Source organism: Paracoccus chinensis (assembly GCF_900102885.1).
In the GTDB taxonomy this organism is placed as follows: Bacteria; Pseudomonadota; Alphaproteobacteria; order Rhodobacterales; family Rhodobacteraceae; genus Paracoccus; species Paracoccus chinensis.
On the sequence record NZ_FNGE01000032.1, the window covers coordinates 1 to 16,764 of the forward strand.

The window sequence follows — 16,764 nt, forward strand, 5'->3', positions numbered from 1 at the left end:
ATCGAGCGGCTGACGGCATCCGCCTCGGCCACAAGCTGGTTGCGGATGGCGGTGCGGATGAAGTCGCTGCGGTTGCCGTAGAAGCCTTCCTGCACCAGCAGGTCGATCCGCCCGAGGTCCACATGGCCCAGGTTGATCGTTATCTTCTCGTTGTCGGGTTGCTTCGCCAGTTAGACCTCCTGCGCTAGTCATCCATATGGATGGTATGTGGATGGCTGAACTCATCTCGTCAAGGCCCAGGACGCGAGATCTTCAGGGGCACCCGCAAGTGCTGCGCAGGATTTTCGTCCACCTTGCGGCCAAGGCACGATAACCGCCCATGGGGCCTCGCTCCTGATGTGAAACGCAGAGAAACGCGTGCCGCCCCTTACAAGAGGAGCAACGGATATCCATATCCGTTCAGCAACACTCTTTTTCGAACCTGTTCCTTCTGGCCCAGCTCTCGATCTTCAGCTTTGCCAGGTTGCCGCAATGTGCGGGCGACAATGATAAAAGGAATATCACGATGGCCAATGGCACCGTGAAATGGTTCAATTCCACCAAAGGCTTCGGCTTCATCCAGCCCGAAAGCGGATCGAAGGACGTCTTCGTCCACGTGTCTGCGCTTGAACGGGCCGGCATTCATCAGCTGAACGACGGCCAGGCGCTGTCGTTTGATCTGGAACGTGACCGCAACGGGCGTGAATCGGCAACGAACCTCGTTCTCGCCTGAGCGACAATCTGCAAATCCTGAAGGCTGGGCCGCCCTCGCGCAGGCCCGCCTTTCCCGCAAGCCGGCGGCATCGCGATGCGCCAGCTTGCGCCTTCTCCATGAAAGAATTGACGTTGATCGAAATCAACTGGGGCAAGCCCCTGTCCTTTGTCACGTCGCCTGATGGCGACATCCAGGACATCACCACGGCCGAACAGGCCCGCTACTGGCTGCGGAAGAAATGGCCGGTTTCCGATCCTGCCCGTGATCGCGCCCTCGACCAGGTGGAAGCAGCCATGGCCTGCATGGCCTCCGTCGGCACCGCACGCCGGGCCTTCATCTCGGCGGCGAAGAGTGCCGGGTTCGTGCCCGCCGCTCATATGGGCCAGACTGCGCGAGCCATTGCTGCTTGATGAGGCGGCACTGAGGGTTCGGCTTGCAGTCGGATGATAAATCGTTGATTGAGTTCATGAGCATCGGCTTTGCCGGGTTCGCTGCGCGGTTCAGATTGTAATGCATTCTGACTGCCGGCAAATTCGGCGACGATTTTGACCTTCGGTCTGACTGACTATCTGATCCCTTGAAGCCCACGGCGTGCAATCCAGTGGCGCTTGTCCTCACGACGGCCCTGATCCTGAAACGACGAGCCGTACGAGAAGACCTTGGCAGAACGGACGAGGAAGTTGCGCAGCTGATCCTGCACAACTGCCATCAGATGGGCGAGACGCCGCAGGCCGCACAAGAAACGGTGGAGCGTTGCCTTGAAAATCGGTGCAAGTCGGCCCTGCAGGTCGTTCCTGGGTGACCTTGGCCGCACCGCCATCTCTTCTGGGGCAACCTCGCCGGAACCTTGCCGAGCTGCTTCACGACATCACCCCTGGGAGTTGAACCGCCATGACACCAACCCACAGCCGATCACGCCAGCAGGCCGAGATTGCCTTTGCCGAGGCCCAGTCGCAGTTCCGGGCACGAGAGCGCGCCGCCGATGAACTCGATGCTGCCGCCGAGGCCCGCCGGGAGAAGACCCTGCGGCTCCGGGCGGCGCGCCTCGCCAGGGACCTCGAAGACCGCGCCCGGGCAGCCTCCGCGCCGCAGAAGCCATGACAGCGGCCTGATTTCCATCCGACGACACTTCAGACAGAATACAGGTCAGGAAACCACCAAGACCAACGATCTCGCCGACCGTCGCGGTGCCGCTGCCGATGCTAAGGCTGCGCTCCTTCGCGCCTATCGGGCCACGAGGGAAGCCGCCGAGCCCACACGCATTGCCAGACAGGAGGAGCTTCTCGCGATTGCTGCTGCGCGGGACGCACGGCATGAAGAGCGGGATCGGCTGAAGTCGGAGGCAAAGGCGCGGCAGGAAGAGCAGGCGCGCGGCGAGGCGAGGCCGCGGCATATCAGAAGGCCGCCGCTGTTGCCGCCAGAGCCAAGCTCGAGGCGCCGGAAGAATCCGACAGCGTGGTCGCCCGCGTCATCAAGGACGATGCCGCACGCAAGACCGACCGGGACCGGCGCTATGCCAAGTGCAAGGCACGGCAGCAGTAGGTCGTCCTTCCTCCCTGCGGAGAGGGCCTTTGCTCAGACGACTTCATTGTGCGGCGATGTCACGATCTCGATCGCGGACATGACCGCCTCCGTCGCGGTCTGGTGGATCATGTGGCCCGCGCCGTCGACACGCTGCAAGCTGCTGTGCGGGATATCCTCGTGCAGCCGGGCCGATTGATCTTCCGCATCGACAAGTCGGTCGTCAGCACCCGCGATGATGGCGACCGGCATCCTGAGCGTGGAGTAGGTGTCACGGGCCGCAAGTGCATCCGGTAGCATCAGGGCCGACTCCGCCGCACTTGCCCGGAGTTGCGACGGACGGACCGCCATGGCCTTCGGGAACCCTGCGAACTTCTTCGGCACCGGCTGGGGCCCGAAGATCTTCCGCATCAGGAGTGGCCATGCCAGCCGGCTCAGGATCGGGGAGATCGTGTAGCGGATGACGTCGCCTACTACCGGGACAGCCGGAACCGCCATCACGGCCACGTCAAGCCGCGTGCTGGGATAGTAGTAGCCTGACGCCAGAACGAGTCCTCCGACCAGATCAGGGTATTTGCGGGCGAGCGCAACGGCGACCAGGCAACCCCAGGAATGGCCAAGAACCGTGGCACGCTTGATGCCGAGCTGCACGAGCGCGTCCTGGATCAGGTCGGCCTGTGCCTCGGCTGCCCAGATCCTGTTTCGCGGCCGATCACTGTGCCCGTAGCCTGGCCGGTCAAAGACGATCACCCGATGTTTTTGGGCCGCAAGCTCGACGAGGCCGCTTGTCTCGAAGTCCTGGATCATGCTGCCGTTGCCATGCAGCAGGACCACAGGCGCCCCGCTGCCGCGCTCCACATAATGAAGGCGGACGCCATCTACGTTCAGGAAGCGCCCAGCGGGCGGATTGTCGCGCTCGGCTTTCCGGGCGAGGAGATGATTGGCGACCGCCAAGGTGGCCAAACTGGCCGCAGTGAAGCCGACGACGGCAGTCGAAGTGGACAGGCGTGGGGAGGATGACCGCTTGCGTGCCCCGCGGTGCGCTTCCGCATGCACTTGCCTGACGGGTTGAAAGCTCATGGGACGTCCAATCTGGAGAAGCGGCATCAGGGTGCTGATGCGCGAGGTCGCGCTGCAGTGCAGCATAACTACGCATGAACTGGAGACCGGTTCCTCGAGCGGGCCATGCAGGAGCATCACACTCCTGTTCACCCCGGCGTGCCCTTGTTCTTGTCTTGTCGAATACGGCGCTGACACGGGCGGTCTTGCATCAGCCAGGTGCCGGGGTCACTGAGACAACTGTGACATATTCATCAGATCAGGCATCCCGAACCCTGACCGCGCTCGGATGGTCGGCGTTCTTCGACGATCAGCTAGAGGCGGAGGAAAACACTCTCGCACGAATGCGCATCGCGACCGTTCACCGGGCCCGGATGACCGCCGAGTCCCTGTCCGGACCCGTGAGGCTGCAGCTCCCTGTCCACGCCAACACAGCGGATCATGCGGTCGGAGACTGGGTTCTGGTGGAGCCGGACACCCGGCTGCTCGTCCGTCGGCTGGAGCGAAAGACCCTGCTGCAGCGGCGCACCGAAGGTAGCCGCGTCCCACAGCTGATCGTGGCAAACGTGGATACGCTCTTCATCGTCACCTCCTGCAACGATGACCTGAATGCGGCGCGGCTCGAGCGCTACCTGGCGCTTGCGAACGAGGCCGGGACCACGCCGGTGATCGTTCTGACAAAGGCGGACCTGGTGGCCAATGCCGAACACTACTGCGAACAGGTGGCAGGCCTGCAACGCGGGCTGGACGTTGTGACGCTGAATGCCCGGTCTCCCGATGCGGCCCTGGCGCTCGCGCCCTGGTGCGGCATGGGTCAGACGGTTGCCCTGGTCGGCTCGTCGGGCGTGGGGAAGTCCTCGCTGCTCAACACGCTTGCAGCGAAGGCACCGGAAGAGGCGCAGCTGACGGGCAGCATCCGTGAGGCGGATTCCAAGGGGCGCCATACGACCACCTCGCGCTCCCTACATGCGATCGCCGGTGGTGGCTGGGTGATCGACACGCCCGGCATCCGGACGTTGCATGTCAGCGACATCACCGCGGGACTGGACCAGCTCTTTGCCGAGATCGCCGAGCTTGCGCCCCTGTGCCGCTTCGGGAACTGCACCCACTCCCTTGAGCCGGGATGCGCGGTTCAGGCCGCCGTGGCGGCCGGAACACTGGACCGCGTGCGGGTCGATCGCTGGCGCAAGCTCATCGAGGAGAACCGGAGCAACACCCCTATCCAGTCGGGGCCGCGCGGGAACAAGATCACGAAAGCACCCGGCAGACGACGCTGAAGGGGGTGGCTCGTGAACAGTGGCCCATAGCTGCTGCCGTTCGTGCTTGCCTCCATGCTGCATCACAGCTGTCTCAAGCCAGCCATTCGAGCCTGGCGCACTGATCTCCCGGCGCGGTGATCGCTGGATCGAAGGGCAATGCAGGCGAGCGGAGACACGCCTCCGACTTTCGCGGCAGGGACGCCTCAACATTCGTTGCTCCAATCAGGGCCGCACCGTCGATCGTTTGATCAAGAAGGTGGCTATATTCAAGGAAAGGCGTAGTGTCGCCTTTCGGTCCGATGGGGACCGGTATGGAAGGACTTCGAGCATGGCCAAGGGCATGAGCAAGCGCGGCCGCGACGAGAAGAAGCCAAAGAAGCAAGTGCCGAAGGTGATCGCCGCGGCACCCAGCACGAAGGACGTTGTGGCAGCCACGGTAAAAGCCAAGGGCAAGTGAGCTGACCTGCAGCGGATCAGGATCTCGTTGCTGACAAGACAAAGGGAGAGCGGCGGACGCGCCTCTCTCCTTGCTGCACCCTGCGGGGGCACGCCTCGTCAGCTTGACTGCAGCCTGCCGCTCCAACGCACAAGCCTCCTCAAGGAAATGGCGATCTGACGTCACGCGAGTTCGGGGAAGCCTCGCCGCCGCTGCCTTCCTGTAACATCACCCCCGACGTCCCGTTGCCCGCTCCCTTATTGCCGCTGCCACGAGCCGCGAAAGCCGGGCACGGGCAGGATCCACACCTGCCGCTGCCTGATCGAAGCTCCGGGCGATCTCTTCCCGCTCCTCCGGCGTCCGTGTCATGGCATCTATCATGCCGAGCATCATCCCGACCGCCGCCTGCCGCGTGTGGATGACCTCCTGCTCGAGGGCTACGATGCTCTCTTCGAGGGTCATGGGCATTCCTTCATCTCGCCCGGTGTGACCCAGCGTTCATGGTTGGTCGGCCTGTATCTCCAACGCGCTCAAGCGGGATGGCGGTCCGCGAGCAACGGCCCATGGCCGCGCGGCCAACCCATCGGGCTGCAAGGATGATGCCTCGGCGGCAGAGCGCCCTGCCCCGCCGCACCCGCCTGTCAGCTCGCTTCGACGCGGACCTCGATGTCCATGCCGTCGAAAGCGTCCCTCTTTCCGGCATAGCTGCCTGCCACCGGGATGGCTTGGTCAATGTTTCGCACAACGGCGACCGGGATCAGGTTGGCGCCCCCGACACTGCGGTTTGTCGGATCGAACGGTACCCAGCCTGCTCCCGGCAGGTAGACCTCGGCCCAGGCATGCGTCGAGCCTGTTCCTTGGGAGCCAACCAGGCCATCCCCTGCATCATGAAGATATCCCGATACGATCCGGGCGCCGAACCCGAGGCTTCGGACAGCCTCGGTGAAGAGAACCGCGAAGTCGCGACATGACCCCTCACCTCGCTCAAGGCTTTCCACGGGACTCTGAGTGCCTTCATCGTCCCGTGTCTCGTAGGCGAGCGCGCCCGAGACCCCGGCGCTCAGGTCTTTGAGCAGCGAAAGCGTGTCGGTTGCACTGCCGAGCACGAAGCCCCGGGCCCAGGAAGCCAGACGTCCCTGGGGATCGGCATGCTGCGGTACGGCGAGGGCCCCCAGGTCGATCTGGTCCTCGTCCGAATATCGGAACGGGAACGAGATGGCCGCAGCCGCAATGTCGAACACCGGCCATTCCGCAGCCGAAAGCTCCACTTCGGTGGAGCAGCTGATCACCAGACGGTCAGTCGCGGATGGAAAGGAGAATGCCGCGGTGGCCACGCTGTTTCCCGCCACATCCTGTCCCCAGGTGACGGCTGCCGTGGGGGTGACTGCCAGAGTACTGCTGAGGATCTTCAGGTCACAACTCTCGCGAGGGCGCAGCATCAGTCGGTGTGGCCCAAGCTGTACAGGCTCGCGATAGCGGTAGGTGGTCTTGTGATGAATGGTCAGATGGACCAACTGAAGCTCCTTGCACATCCCCGATCCGTGCAGCCGAGAGTAACTCCCCCAGCCCCTCGGTGGTTCTGGGCAATGGGACGGCAGCCCCTTGCTCATGCTCCCGGCAGAAGGCGCCGGTCTGTTCTGACCCATGTTCGGCCCGGTAGCCTCGAAAGGTCGTTTTCACGACTGCCGGTCAGCGATCCTGCAGGCAGGAACGACAGTTGGTTTCGCTGATTGCACCGGAGGCATCTGGCTTGCCCCGACGCAGGTGCGGGTCCGCGACGCCACAAGGGTCGTCCCCGGACGTGGTCGCCTCGGGTTTAGACCCCATGTGTTGATTTCCACTTGGAACTGACTCGGGTTTGGAGTGAACCCCTCGGGCTGGACCACATCGCGCCATCCGAACTAAGCCGCCTTCCGGGCGAACAGGGCTTCGAATTCCTCGGGGGTTCGGTAGCCGAGGGCTGAGTGCAGTCTTTTCAAGTTGTAGATCTGCTCGATGAACACTGGCAAGCGGCCTGCCACATCGGCAAAGGTCTCGTATCCTGCCCTGTAGACCTCCTCGACCTTCAGCGTCTTCATGAAGCTCTCGGCCTGAGCGTTGTGATAGGGATTGCCGACGCTGCTCATCGAGCCGCGCAGGCCTGCAGCCTCAAGGGCATCACGGTAGTTTTGGGATGCGTATTGGCAGCCGCGATCGGTATGATGGATACAGCCGTCGGGAGGGTTCCTGCTCGCGACGGCCGCGTGCAAGCCCACCTCGGCAAGGAACCCGATCCCTTGCAGGATCAAGGCCCGCCCGCGGTGGGCTGGGAAGCAGGCCTTACTTCCTCGTGGTACCGACTTCCTCGACCTCGGTCTTGCGGACCGTGTCCTTGACCGTTTTCTGATGGGCTTCGACCTCCTTGGTGAGCTCCACCTCGCCCACGACCCGGGCTTCCTTGTGCACCTCGGCCTCTTCCTGGGTGCCCATCATCTCGACGGTCTTTTCCTCGAAGACGGCAGCGGCCTCCTCGTCCCCCAATACGCGATTGGCGGCGTGACGCTTCACGCCCACCGTCTCCTTCGTCAGGGTGACGGTTTCTTCGACCGGTTGTTCAATGACGCGCGAGGTCACGCGGACACCGCCGTTGGCGCTCCTGGCCTTGCTGACCGAAAGCTCTTCCTCGACGATCGGCACCGAGCCAACGCTGCTTTCCTTGAGGCCGCCATGGTCCGACGCGGTACGGTCCATGATGGCCAAGGCCCAGTCGGCCTGCTCCTCGGAGATGCTGGCAATGACCAGCGTCTGGCCCTGCTCGACGGCGTTGGCATAGGCACGGGCATCGGCATTCGCGAAGCCATGCTCGGAAAGCTCGCTCAGAAGCGCCTTCGTGTCGCCATCCAGAATGCGGGCTTGCTGGCCGCCGAGCCCTTCCTTGCGGAGGGCGGCGATCGCCAGGGCGGCGATCTTCTGGTCGGCATAGGCGTTGATGACGGTTGTCATGCGGGTCTCTCCATCTGGTGGGTGTTCTGGGTCGTCTCGAAGATGACGGGCAAGGCGCCCGTTCAATCCGGGTCGTGGCTGTCGCCGCCCTTGGCGCTCACGCGCTCGATGACGGCCTCTTCATGGCGGAGCGTGACGGTCTCGGAATGCTGTCCGATGTCCCGGCGCCGGGTGATGCGGATCTCCTCCGTCGCGCGCAGGCGCTTCTCGACCACCATGACCTCTTCAAGGAGCGTGATGATCGTTGTGTCGCCCTCCTGTCGCACGGGGACGGGGCCATCCACCCATCGGTCGAGCGGCACCCGCTCGACCTCGACGGTTTCGCTTGCGACGGGCTCGTCGATCAGGGCCTCGTCCTCGCGCACCACCGTGCGGACACGAACGCCTTCTGTCAGCGTCTTGCGCTTGAGGACGACGGCCTGCTCCTCGACGATCGGGATGACCTCGGCAGGGTGCGCGGAAGCGGTATCCCGTACGGATCTGGATTGCTTCGACATGGACTCTCCGATCCCAGACGGCTGAGGGCGGCTCCGACCTTCAGCGACGGGCGGACGGGAAGGACGGGACGGTGCTCCAGCCGCGGAGGAAAGCAAGGTAACGATCGTTGAACTGCCCCATCCTCTGGAAGCTGCCGGCCATGAAGGCGCTTTGCACCTGGGCCACCTCTGCCAGCCTCCGGATGCTCCCCGCGGTCATTGCGGTCTGAGCCTGCAGCACCTGCAGCGCCTGCTCGTTGAGCAGCTCCATCATCGAACCGCCGACGGAGGCGGCCCTGCGTGCCGTTTCCTGCGCATCATCGGGAGCCGTCCTTGACTGGAGCCCCCAGTCCCTCTCGCCGGTCGCATCGGTGCCGGTTCCCATGGCCCTGCGTGCCACCTGCGTACCTTGTTGCACCAGATCCATGCCGGCTTTCATGACATCCGCACCCTGGCGTGCGACTTCCGTCATCGGGTGCTCGCTGTCGTCCGTACGGCGAACCGGCGTGGTCCCGGTTGTCACGCCTCCGGTCTTTGCGACGGCGGAGCCGGCTTCCTCGTCTTTCAGCGCCTTCAAGACAGAGGGCAGGATCTCGTCCTTGTCGTCACGAAGGCGTCGCTGGAACAGGTCCCGGAACTCGGCAACCTTCGTGCTGAACGCCTCGCCATCTTTCGGACTGCGCTCGAGCTCGCCGAGAAGCTTGCGCATCTGCTGACTGTCCCTCATCGCGTCGGCCACAAGGTCCTTCGTCTCCTTGTTCTCTCTCAGCACCGGAAAGAGACGCTGTTCCTCGAACTCGGCTTGCCGCTCGAGTTCGACCTTAAGGTCGGAGACCAGCTGGTCGCGTGCCCTGGCCGTGGGCGCGGGGGTGTCGGCAAGCTTCGCGAAGATCTCGTTGGCCTTGACTGGCGCGGTCTGCATGAGTTGCTGAACGGTGGGCATTTTTCTGGTCCTTGCTGGGAGGCGCGCGGGACCGTCGCAAGGCTCGGGAGCCTTGCCTGAGACGGCCTCAGACGACGTAAGACGTTGGCGGGAGCGGAGCCGCTTTCAGCGACCAGGGAGCCCGGACTTCCCCGAGGGGAGTTTCTGATACCGCGGATGCTGCGTGCGCATTCACGGATGCTGCAGTGCAACAATGCCCCAGCCGTAGAAGAGTTCCGTAAAGTGCAAAGTTAATATTCGCCGCCGTCCACTCGTCACCGGTCCGAGCACGAGGGTGCTGGCCAGATGGATGATGTCTTCGCTCCTGAGCAGGACTCCGACGCCGGCACAGTGCCTGATCGCCGGACTTGCCCGTTCGAACGCTTCCTTGGGTCATCCTGCGGCCAAGGCCGCGGGTGCCGCAGGAACGCAGGCCTGCTGGGTGAGCCCGGCGGCAGAACCGCCTGACAGTTTGGTTCGACACCTCCACCGCGCAGAGGTGGTCTTTCGCTCAGGCGGCCTTCGCCTGTGCGCTCCGACCATGGGACGGGGCCACTTTCTCGATCGCGGACATGACTGCTTCAGTGGCCGTCTGGCGGGTGATGTGGCCTGCGCCGAGGAGGCGGTGGAGGCTGCTGTTCGGGATATCACCGTGCAGCCTGGCGGACTGATCCTCGGCATCGATCAGACGAACGCCAGCGCCCGCGATGATGGCGACCGGCATCTTGAGGCGGGAGTAGGTTTCACGGTCCGAAAGAGCATCCGGAACCATCAGGGCCGACTCTGCGGCGCTCGCGCGGATCTGGGACGGGCGGACAGCCATGGCCTTCGGGAACCCGGCGAACTTCTCGGGCACCGCCTGGGGTCCGAAGATCTTCCGCATCAGGATTGGCCACATCAGCCGGCTCAGGGCCGGAGAGATGGTGTAGCGCAGGACGTCGCCCAGCACCGCCATCGCCGGAACCCCCGTGCCGACCACGTCGAGCCGTGCCGTCGGATAGTAATAGCCCGACGCCAGAACGAGCCCGCCCACCAGGTCGGGGTACTTGTGCGCGAGCGCTACGGCCACCGAGCACCCCCAGGAATGGCCGAGGATCGTGGCCCGGCCAATGCCGAGCTGCGCAAGCGCGTCATGGATCAAGTCGGCCTGTGCCTCGGGCGTCCAGATCCTGCTCCGCGGACGGTCGCTGTGACCGTAGCCGGGTCGGTCAAGGACGATCACGCGGTACTTCCTTGCCGCAAGGTCGAGAAGGCCGCTCGACTGGAAATCCTGTATCATGCTGCCGTTGCCGTGCAGCAGGACCACCGGCTCCCCGCGCCCCCGCTCCACATAATGGAGACGGACGCCATTCACGTTCAGGAAGCGGCCGGCCGGAGGATTGTCCCGCTCGGCTTTCCGGGCCAGGAGATGGTTCACTCCCGCCAAGGCGGCAAGGCCAGCAGCTGTGAGGCCGACGATAGCGGTTCGGGTGGAAGGACGTGAGGGCGACGAGGAGTGGTCAGGGGGCATGTCGTGCAGGTCCGCATGCAGTTGCCTGCCGGGTTGAGAGTTCATGGGGGCATCCGATCTGGAAAGCTGCGTGCTGGCTCCGAGGACCGGACCATGCTGCAGTGCAGCGTACCTACGCGCGAACCCGTGCGTTGGTTCCCTGTATGTCCCGGACTCTCCGGATCGGGGCCCGAATCAGACTCGTACGGTTCCCGCAGCTCGCCAGAACCAGCACCCGTGGGATCCAGACATCCCCCGCACGACGATGGCCCGACGGGCATTCGGTCAGATGCAGGTTGTCTCCCCTTGCGACGTCCGATTTGACATCCATATACCATCCATGTGGATGGATAACGGCTGTATGTCAGGCAAAGTGATACAACTGCGGGATCGGGCTCCCGAGACCGAGAAGATCACCATCAACCTCGGCTATGTCGATCTTGGCCGGATCGATCTCCTGGTTCAGGAAGGCTTCTTCTCGAACCGGACCGACTTCATCAGGACCGCGATCCGCAACCAGTTGCGCAGCCAGTCCGAGGAAGTGTCGCGCTCGATCGAACGGCACCGGCTTGAGGTCGGCCTGCTGGAACTGGGGGCGGCCGAACTGGAAGCCGCATGGGCTGCGGGCGAGACGCTTCATGTCAAGGTCGTGGGCCTCACCTGCATCGCCTCCGACGTCACCCCGGAACTTGCGCTTCAGACGATCGGCTCCCTGACGGTGCTGGGTGCGCTGCAGGCAAGCCGAGAGATCAAGGCCGCCTTGGCCGCACGGATCAAATAGCCGCGCGAGCGGCAGGAAAGGTAAGACAGTGAACACCATGACCAATGACTACGTCGCGGAGATCCTCCGCGCGACCGGCACCCTGCGGTCCGGTGATCCGGACGGCGTGACTGCCATCGTCCAGAACGCACTGGCCCTTGCGGGTTTGACCGGCTCAGGCGGCGGTATCGTTGCCGGCGATCCGGGCAGGTCTACGAAGATGCCGCAGGCATCGCTGCCGGGCCTGGGCCTCACCGAGCATCATTCCTCCCGGACCGGTCGGCTGCGCAAGCCCTTGGGCGAGGTCATCCGCAGTTTGCAGGAAGGCGGAAAGGGGCTGAAGCTCGAAGGACTGCCGGGTCTTGGCCGTCCTCTGCAGGCCCCGGAGATGCCGTTGCCAGATGGCGCTCAGTTCCTGGATCAGCGCTATTCCTGCGCGGCCGGGGCGCGCCGCTACCGGCTTTATGTCCCGTCAACCGCAGGTGAAGGCTTGCAGGGTCTGATCGTAATGCTGCACGGCTGCACGCAGAACCCTGAGGACTTCGCGGCAGGGACCGGGATGAACGCCCTGGCCGAAGAGCACCGGCTGCTCGTCGCCTATCCAGCGCAGACCGGCGGCGACAACTCCATGTCCTGCTGGAACTGGTTCCGGCCGGGCGACCAGATGCGCGACACCGGCGAGCCTGCAATCATCGCCGGCCTGACCGAGAGCCTGCGCGACCAGTACGCCATCCCTGCGGACCGGGTCTTCGTGGCCGGCCTCTCGGCCGGCGGCGCGATGGCGGCGATCATGGGCGAAACCTATCCGGAGCTCTACGGGGCGATCGGTGTCCACTCGGGCCTTGCTTACGGCTCGGCCAATGACGCCATGTCGGCCTTTGCGGTGATGCGCGGCCAGCCAGGGATCGCGCCAGTACCCTCGAGAAAACCCGGCGGAGGGCTGGAGGCGGGCCCACGACTGATCGTGTTCCACGGCAGCGCCGACACCACGGTTCACCCCTCGAATGCCGAACGGATCATTGCCGGCAAAGGCGGAAGCGGGGAGCAGATCTCCCAATCCGCGCCCGGAGCTGCGGGTGGAATCCGCGGGTACACCCGCCTCGTCACGAAGCGGAAGGACGGCACCCACACGATCGAGAGCTGGTTGATCGAGGGCGCGCAGCACGCCTGGTCGGGCGGCCACCCGAGCGGCTCCTACACCGATCCGCGCGGCCCCGACGCTTCGGCGGCCATGGTGCGCTTCTTCCTTCATGGAACATCGGATCTGGCAGAGGCGTGAGCGCCGCAGTCATTCCCCCGGGTATTGCTCGGGGGATGCAAGCCGCCGGCACCGCATGGGCCGTTGGCACTACAGCGAGAAGGACGAGCGAGGATCGACGTAGAAGACGTGATCGTCAATCAGCCGAACTCGGTCCATTCTCGGCGCCCATCCCGGTGATACGGCCGTGGTGTGATAGTGATCAGCACCCTTGAGTTCGGGCATCGGGCCTTCAAGCAGGGCATTGGCGGCGAAACGAACCGCCTTCTCCCACGCCTTCATGTCATCGATCGGCGGGTAATCGTAGTGTGAGGTCAGGAAGCTGAACTGCGAGGGGATAACGTTGTCGCAGGCCGTGCCGCCCCAACGGTGTGGGACTGCGGCGCGCTGGAGGATCACCGAAGCGACAGCGCGCTGGCCGAAGTCCTCCTGATCACGGGCCTCGTGATAGATCGCCACGGCGATGCAGGAGAGATCACTCGCATTGTGTAACGAGGCCGGGGGCAAGGGGATACGCGCGCCCTTCACAATTTGCTCGGGCGTGGCAGGACGGGGGAGCGGGCGGGTCACAGTGATCTTGGGAGGGCGCGGCACAGGAGCAGGGACGGCCTCAAGCATCAGATCCGGACGCGTAGGAGCGGGAGGCTGCCTGAGTGCAGTGGCCGAGGATGTGAAGCGATCCAGCGAGAGTAGTGGCTGCGCATCCAGCGCTGCGAGACGTGTGGTGTCGGACGATGCTGGGGATCGGTGCGCCTCGTTGGAGATCACCGGCCACCGGTCGTGGTTCTCGTCGACATGAGCACGAACCAGGGTGCCTGAATGCCACGCGACAACGAGGGCGATGCACGTGGCGAGAAGCGCTCGGATCATCGGGCTACTCCTTCGATCAGTTTGGAAACAGCGCCTGCCACGAAACTGTTCCGGGATCAGCCGCGCTTTCGATAGGGCGTTGGCTCAACGTTCAGAGAATGTCCGGTCTTCTGTGTATGACTGGCCCGGTCCATGCTTCCTGAGAGGAGCAAGGACGATGACGATTTCCACCGAGTTGCTGGACGAACTGCTGAAGGGCTGCAAGCGGCCCGACGATTTGCTAGGCGATGCCGGGCTGATGAAGGAACTGAAGGTTCGGCTGATGGAGCGGATGCTTGGGGCCGAACTGACCGCGCACCTGGGCTATGAGGCCGGTGCGGAACCACCGCCCGACCAGGCCAACCGCCGCAATGGCACCGCGACGAAGCGGGTGAAGGGCTCGGATGGCGAGGTGCCGCTGGCGGTGCCGCGCGACCGCGACGGCAGCTTCGAGCCTGAGCTGGTCAGGAAGGGCCAGACCCGGATCGACGGAGTGGATGACAAGATCATCGGCCTTTACGCGGCCGGGCTTTCGGTGCGCGACATCCAGGCCCATCTCGAGGAGCTTTACGGACTACGGGTGTCGCCGGACCTGATCAGCCGCGTCACCGATGCCGTGCTGGAGGAGGTCCGGGACTGGCAACACCGGGCGTTGGACCGGATGTATCCGCTCCGTCGTCGGGGAAACGGGGCCCCACCCCGTTCCCTGATCCTCCTCCATTACCGACGCCCTGCGGGTGAAGATCCGCGATGCCGAGAGCAGGATGGTCAGGAACAAGGCGGTCTACATCGCCCTGGGCGTCACCCGCGAAGGGGAGCGCGAGGTCCTCGGGCTGTGGATTGCGCATGTCCGTGACCCCGGCCGCGAGCCACACCCGCGTGTTGGCCGGCACCGGGATCACGCCGTCAGCCCCCGGATCAGCCGCGCCAGAACCTCGGGATCGTAGCGGCCCGTGATCCGCATCCGCTGCCCGCCGGCGAGCTCGATCTCGATCCGGCCCACCTCGGTGGCCGGCGCGGCGGGAGCGGCAGGAAGCTCCCTGGTATCCTGCACGATCTCGACCGGCAGAAACTGCGCACCCTCGCCCGAGCCCGCCTCAGCCTCGGGCCCAAAACGAGGATCGCGCAGCCATTTGAAGATCAGGTTCGCGTTGACCGCGTAACGCCGCGCGACCTGAGCAATCGAAACGCCCGGAGCCGTCGTCTGAAAGCAGATCGACCGCTTCTCCTCGTCCGTCCAGAGCCGCTTCGTCCGACGCGCCACGTCCGCCCCAAAGTGTCCACCATCCATAATGGACACTATCGATCATTCTCTCACCGTGGCAGAGCGGTCACGCCGGACGGATACTCCGTTCCTGAGCTACCCCAACGAACGGACTCCGAATCCTGCGTCGGCCTGCAATCAGGCCTTCCTGCTGAACCTTTGGCTGCCATCTGGCCACATGATCTCAACTGACTGGTCAGTTCCCGATGTCTGCCCCAGTGCAAGCGGCAGTGCGTCAGGCGCTTCCCAGAACATGCGTGGCAATGGCTGCAAAGAAGACGGCGCTCGCAGCGATGACAAAGAGGTGCCAGATCGTTCGATGGAACGGGAGACGCGGCGACAGGTAGAACGCAAAGCCGGATGTGTAGAGAAGCCCACCTACCACGATCAGGGCGAAGACCCCGGACGACATCTCGTCGAAGAGAGCGCCGCCAACGATCGCGCCAGACCATCCCATGACCAGATAGAGGCCGATTGCGGCTCCGCGCCAATGGTCCTGCGCGAAGCTGCGGAGCCAGGCGCCGAATGCGGCACAAGCCCAGATCCAGATCAGGAACCAGCCGGTCGGGTTGGGGGAAAGCAGGGCAAAGGGCGTGTAGGTGCCTGCGATCTTCAGGTAGATCGCCGAATGATCGAGCCGGCGCAACACGCGACTCCAGGCATCCGGGTGCGCCATGTTGTAGAGCGCGGAGCACAGGATCATGGTGATGAGCGCCGCGCCATAGACCCAGACACCCAGGACAACAGTCGCGTCGCTGCCAAGCGACCACGTGCCGATGACAAGGATCGGGACCGCGAGAATGGCGGCTGCCAGGCCAATCGCATGAACAACGAAGTCCGAGACGACCTCGGTGCGGCTGTAACCGGTGCGCTGCGGCAGACGGATGATCATTGAGCGGTCCTGTCGAAAGTCGATGTCAATGTAGCCGCCCGGGCCTTGAGGACTCGCCGGCGAGAGGGAGGTGCCCAGCAAACACCCTTCCGGACCTAATCATTCGCGTCGGGACTACAACCAGGAAGGTCAGGCACTGGCCGCTGGTAGCCACGGGATCTGGGCTCGCAAGCCCCATTCGCCCTTCTCGTCGAAGTGGTCCGGAGCAGATCCACAGCAAGTTGGCAAGGAAGGCCACGCGCGCGTCCCGTAGGTGATGACGTGGTTTGACATCCATCGGTAGGGACCCAGGTTCAGGGGGCGGCACGAGGTAAGCCGCAGTGAAGGAGATCGATGGCCACAAAGCTGATCTGGGGCATTCGGCGCAGTGTTGTGCTCGGGGCAGGTTTTAGCTACGTTGGCGACAACATGGGCATACCCTCCTGATCCGTCCGGACCACAGTGGCACAAGTCCACAAGGAACTTTCCAAAAGACCCCGCGTTCCCGACAGAGGTTCTGGACCTAGGCCGTGTTGACAAAAGGGATTCACGGGGCGCGCTGCTCGTGATTGAAGCTGGTATCCGCGATGGAGACCAGCTTGCCACGAGACCTGATGTCGGACGAGGAGTGGGCGTTCCATGAGCCCTTCATCCGGGCTGTCCGCGCCCCGAACGGACGCAAACCCGCGAACCATCGGCTTGTGCTGGATGGTATTTTCTGGATCGCCCGCACCGGCTCGCCCTGGCGTGACCTGCCCGAGGAGTAGGGCCAAGTGGTCGTCCGTCTACCGCCAGTTCCGACGCTGGACGCTGGCCGGGCTATGGGAGCAGATCATGGATGCGTTAAACACGAGTGGGGCAGTTCCCGACGCCCTCCAGATGATCGACAGCACCGTGGTCCGCGCCCATCATCAGGCAGCCGGC

18 protein-coding genes and 3 pseudogenes are annotated in these 16,764 nt (G+C 64.1%); 8 read left to right on the plus strand and 13 right to left on the minus strand.

Annotated elements, in window-relative coordinates; genetic code table 11:
* A pseudogene (locus BLQ03_RS16635) lies at positions 1 to 170 on the minus strand (CopG family transcriptional regulator); the annotation flags it as partial.
* A gap of 335 nt (positions 171 to 505) precedes the next feature.
* On the opposite strand from BLQ03_RS16635, the gene BLQ03_RS16640 reads away from it, so the two are divergent.
* Both BLQ03_RS16640 and BLQ03_RS16645 read left to right on the plus strand, forming a co-directional pair.
* Positions 506 to 712 carry a cold-shock protein gene (locus tag BLQ03_RS16640; RefSeq protein ID WP_090757427.1) on the plus strand — a complete coding sequence of 69 codons (207 nt, stop codon included), beginning with the start codon at positions 506 to 508 and terminating at the stop codon, positions 710 to 712.
* 98 nt (positions 713 to 810) lie between these two features.
* Entirely contained in the window at positions 811 to 1,104 is a 294-nt protein-coding gene (locus BLQ03_RS16645) for a DUF982 domain-containing protein (protein ID WP_090757428.1), read from the plus strand.
* 502 nt (positions 1,105 to 1,606) lie between these two features.
* Here BLQ03_RS16645 and BLQ03_RS18460 read toward each other — a convergent pair.
* A complete protein-coding gene (locus tag BLQ03_RS18460; protein WP_175558930.1) occupies positions 1,607 to 1,813 on the minus strand; it encodes a hypothetical protein in 207 nt (68 codons plus the stop codon).
* Between the two features lie 456 nt (positions 1,814 to 2,269).
* On the minus strand, positions 2,270 to 3,412 hold the full coding sequence (locus tag BLQ03_RS16660) for an alpha/beta fold hydrolase (RefSeq protein WP_245688991.1): 1,143 nt from the start codon (positions 3,410 to 3,412) through the stop codon (positions 2,270 to 2,272).
* Between the two features lie 206 nt (positions 3,413 to 3,618).
* Here BLQ03_RS16660 and rsgA point away from each other — a divergent pair, with 206 nt between their 5' ends.
* Both rsgA and BLQ03_RS19075 read left to right on the plus strand, forming a co-directional pair.
* Positions 3,619 to 4,551 (plus strand): ribosome small subunit-dependent GTPase A, encoded by a 933-nt coding sequence (gene rsgA / locus BLQ03_RS16665; protein WP_245688992.1) that lies wholly within the window; start codon positions 3,619 to 3,621, stop codon positions 4,549 to 4,551.
* A 310-nt stretch (positions 4,552 to 4,861) separates the two neighbouring features.
* Positions 4,862 to 4,990, plus strand: a complete 129-nt coding sequence (locus tag BLQ03_RS19075; protein ID WP_281201021.1) for a hypothetical protein — start codon at positions 4,862 to 4,864, stop codon at positions 4,988 to 4,990.
* A 207-nt stretch (positions 4,991 to 5,197) separates the two neighbouring features.
* Here BLQ03_RS19075 and BLQ03_RS16670 read toward each other — a convergent pair whose 3' ends face one another.
* The 7 genes from BLQ03_RS16670 to BLQ03_RS16700 all read right to left on the minus strand — a co-directional run bounded on the left by BLQ03_RS16670 (position 5,198) and on the right by BLQ03_RS16700 (position 10,904).
* Positions 5,198 to 5,431 (minus strand): hypothetical protein, encoded by a 234-nt coding sequence (locus BLQ03_RS16670; RefSeq protein ID WP_090757431.1) that lies wholly within the window; start codon positions 5,429 to 5,431, stop codon positions 5,198 to 5,200.
* Between the two features lie 179 nt (positions 5,432 to 5,610).
* Positions 5,611 to 6,483 (minus strand): transglutaminase family protein, encoded by an 873-nt coding sequence (locus BLQ03_RS16675; RefSeq protein WP_090757441.1) that lies wholly within the window; start codon positions 6,481 to 6,483, stop codon positions 5,611 to 5,613.
* A gap of 387 nt (positions 6,484 to 6,870) precedes the next feature.
* Positions 6,871 to 7,257 (minus strand): integrase core domain-containing protein, encoded by a 387-nt coding sequence (locus BLQ03_RS16680; protein ID WP_175558932.1) that lies wholly within the window; start codon positions 7,255 to 7,257, stop codon positions 6,871 to 6,873.
* A gap of 31 nt (positions 7,258 to 7,288) precedes the next feature.
* Positions 7,289 to 7,951 (minus strand): YsnF/AvaK domain-containing protein, encoded by a 663-nt coding sequence (locus BLQ03_RS18940; RefSeq protein WP_090757433.1) that lies wholly within the window; start codon positions 7,949 to 7,951, stop codon positions 7,289 to 7,291.
* A gap of 62 nt (positions 7,952 to 8,013) precedes the next feature.
* Complete coding sequence (locus tag BLQ03_RS16690; RefSeq protein ID WP_090757434.1) at positions 8,014 to 8,448, minus strand: YsnF/AvaK domain-containing protein; 435 nt, start codon at positions 8,446 to 8,448, stop codon at positions 8,014 to 8,016.
* Between the two features lie 40 nt (positions 8,449 to 8,488).
* Positions 8,489 to 9,370, minus strand: coding sequence for a hemerythrin domain-containing protein (locus BLQ03_RS16695; protein WP_090757435.1), 882 nt, complete (start codon positions 9,368 to 9,370; stop codon positions 8,489 to 8,491).
* 490 nt (positions 9,371 to 9,860) lie between these two features.
* Positions 9,861 to 10,904, minus strand: coding sequence for an alpha/beta fold hydrolase (locus tag BLQ03_RS16700; RefSeq protein ID WP_217629787.1), 1,044 nt, complete (start codon positions 10,902 to 10,904; stop codon positions 9,861 to 9,863).
* A 295-nt stretch (positions 10,905 to 11,199) separates the two neighbouring features.
* On the opposite strand from BLQ03_RS16700, the gene BLQ03_RS16705 reads away from it, so the two are divergent.
* Positions 11,200 to 11,619 (plus strand): CopG family transcriptional regulator, encoded by a 420-nt coding sequence (locus BLQ03_RS16705; protein ID WP_090757436.1) that lies wholly within the window; start codon positions 11,200 to 11,202, stop codon positions 11,617 to 11,619.
* Positions 11,620 to 11,656: 37 nt separating this feature from the next.
* Entirely contained in the window at positions 11,657 to 12,877 is a 1,221-nt protein-coding gene (locus BLQ03_RS16710; RefSeq protein WP_090757443.1) for an extracellular catalytic domain type 1 short-chain-length polyhydroxyalkanoate depolymerase, read from the plus strand.
* 69 nt (positions 12,878 to 12,946) lie between these two features.
* Here BLQ03_RS16710 and BLQ03_RS16715 read toward each other — a convergent pair whose 3' ends face one another.
* The gene (locus BLQ03_RS16715) at positions 12,947 to 13,726 is read right to left on the minus strand and encodes a cell wall hydrolase (protein WP_090757437.1); all 780 of its coding nucleotides are present in this window, start codon (positions 13,724 to 13,726) and stop codon (positions 12,947 to 12,949) included.
* A gap of 157 nt (positions 13,727 to 13,883) precedes the next feature.
* Here BLQ03_RS16715 and BLQ03_RS19260 point away from each other — a divergent pair.
* A pseudogene (locus BLQ03_RS19260) lies at positions 13,884 to 14,550 on the plus strand (IS256 family transposase); the annotation flags it as partial.
* Positions 14,551 to 14,603: 53 nt separating this feature from the next.
* On the opposite strand, the gene tnpA reads toward BLQ03_RS19260, so the two are convergent.
* Both tnpA and trhA read right to left on the minus strand, forming a co-directional pair.
* Positions 14,604 to 14,969 carry an IS66-like element accessory protein TnpA gene (gene tnpA, locus BLQ03_RS16725; RefSeq protein ID WP_245688993.1) on the minus strand — a complete coding sequence of 122 codons (366 nt, stop codon included), beginning with the start codon at positions 14,967 to 14,969 and terminating at the stop codon, positions 14,604 to 14,606.
* 235 nt (positions 14,970 to 15,204) lie between these two features.
* Complete coding sequence (gene trhA / locus BLQ03_RS16730) at positions 15,205 to 15,861, minus strand: PAQR family membrane homeostasis protein TrhA (protein WP_090757439.1); 657 nt, start codon at positions 15,859 to 15,861, stop codon at positions 15,205 to 15,207.
* Positions 15,862 to 16,427: 566 nt separating this feature from the next.
* Here trhA and BLQ03_RS16735 point away from each other — a divergent pair.
* Positions 16,428 to 16,764 (plus strand): annotated as a pseudogene (locus BLQ03_RS16735) (IS5 family transposase); the annotation flags it as partial.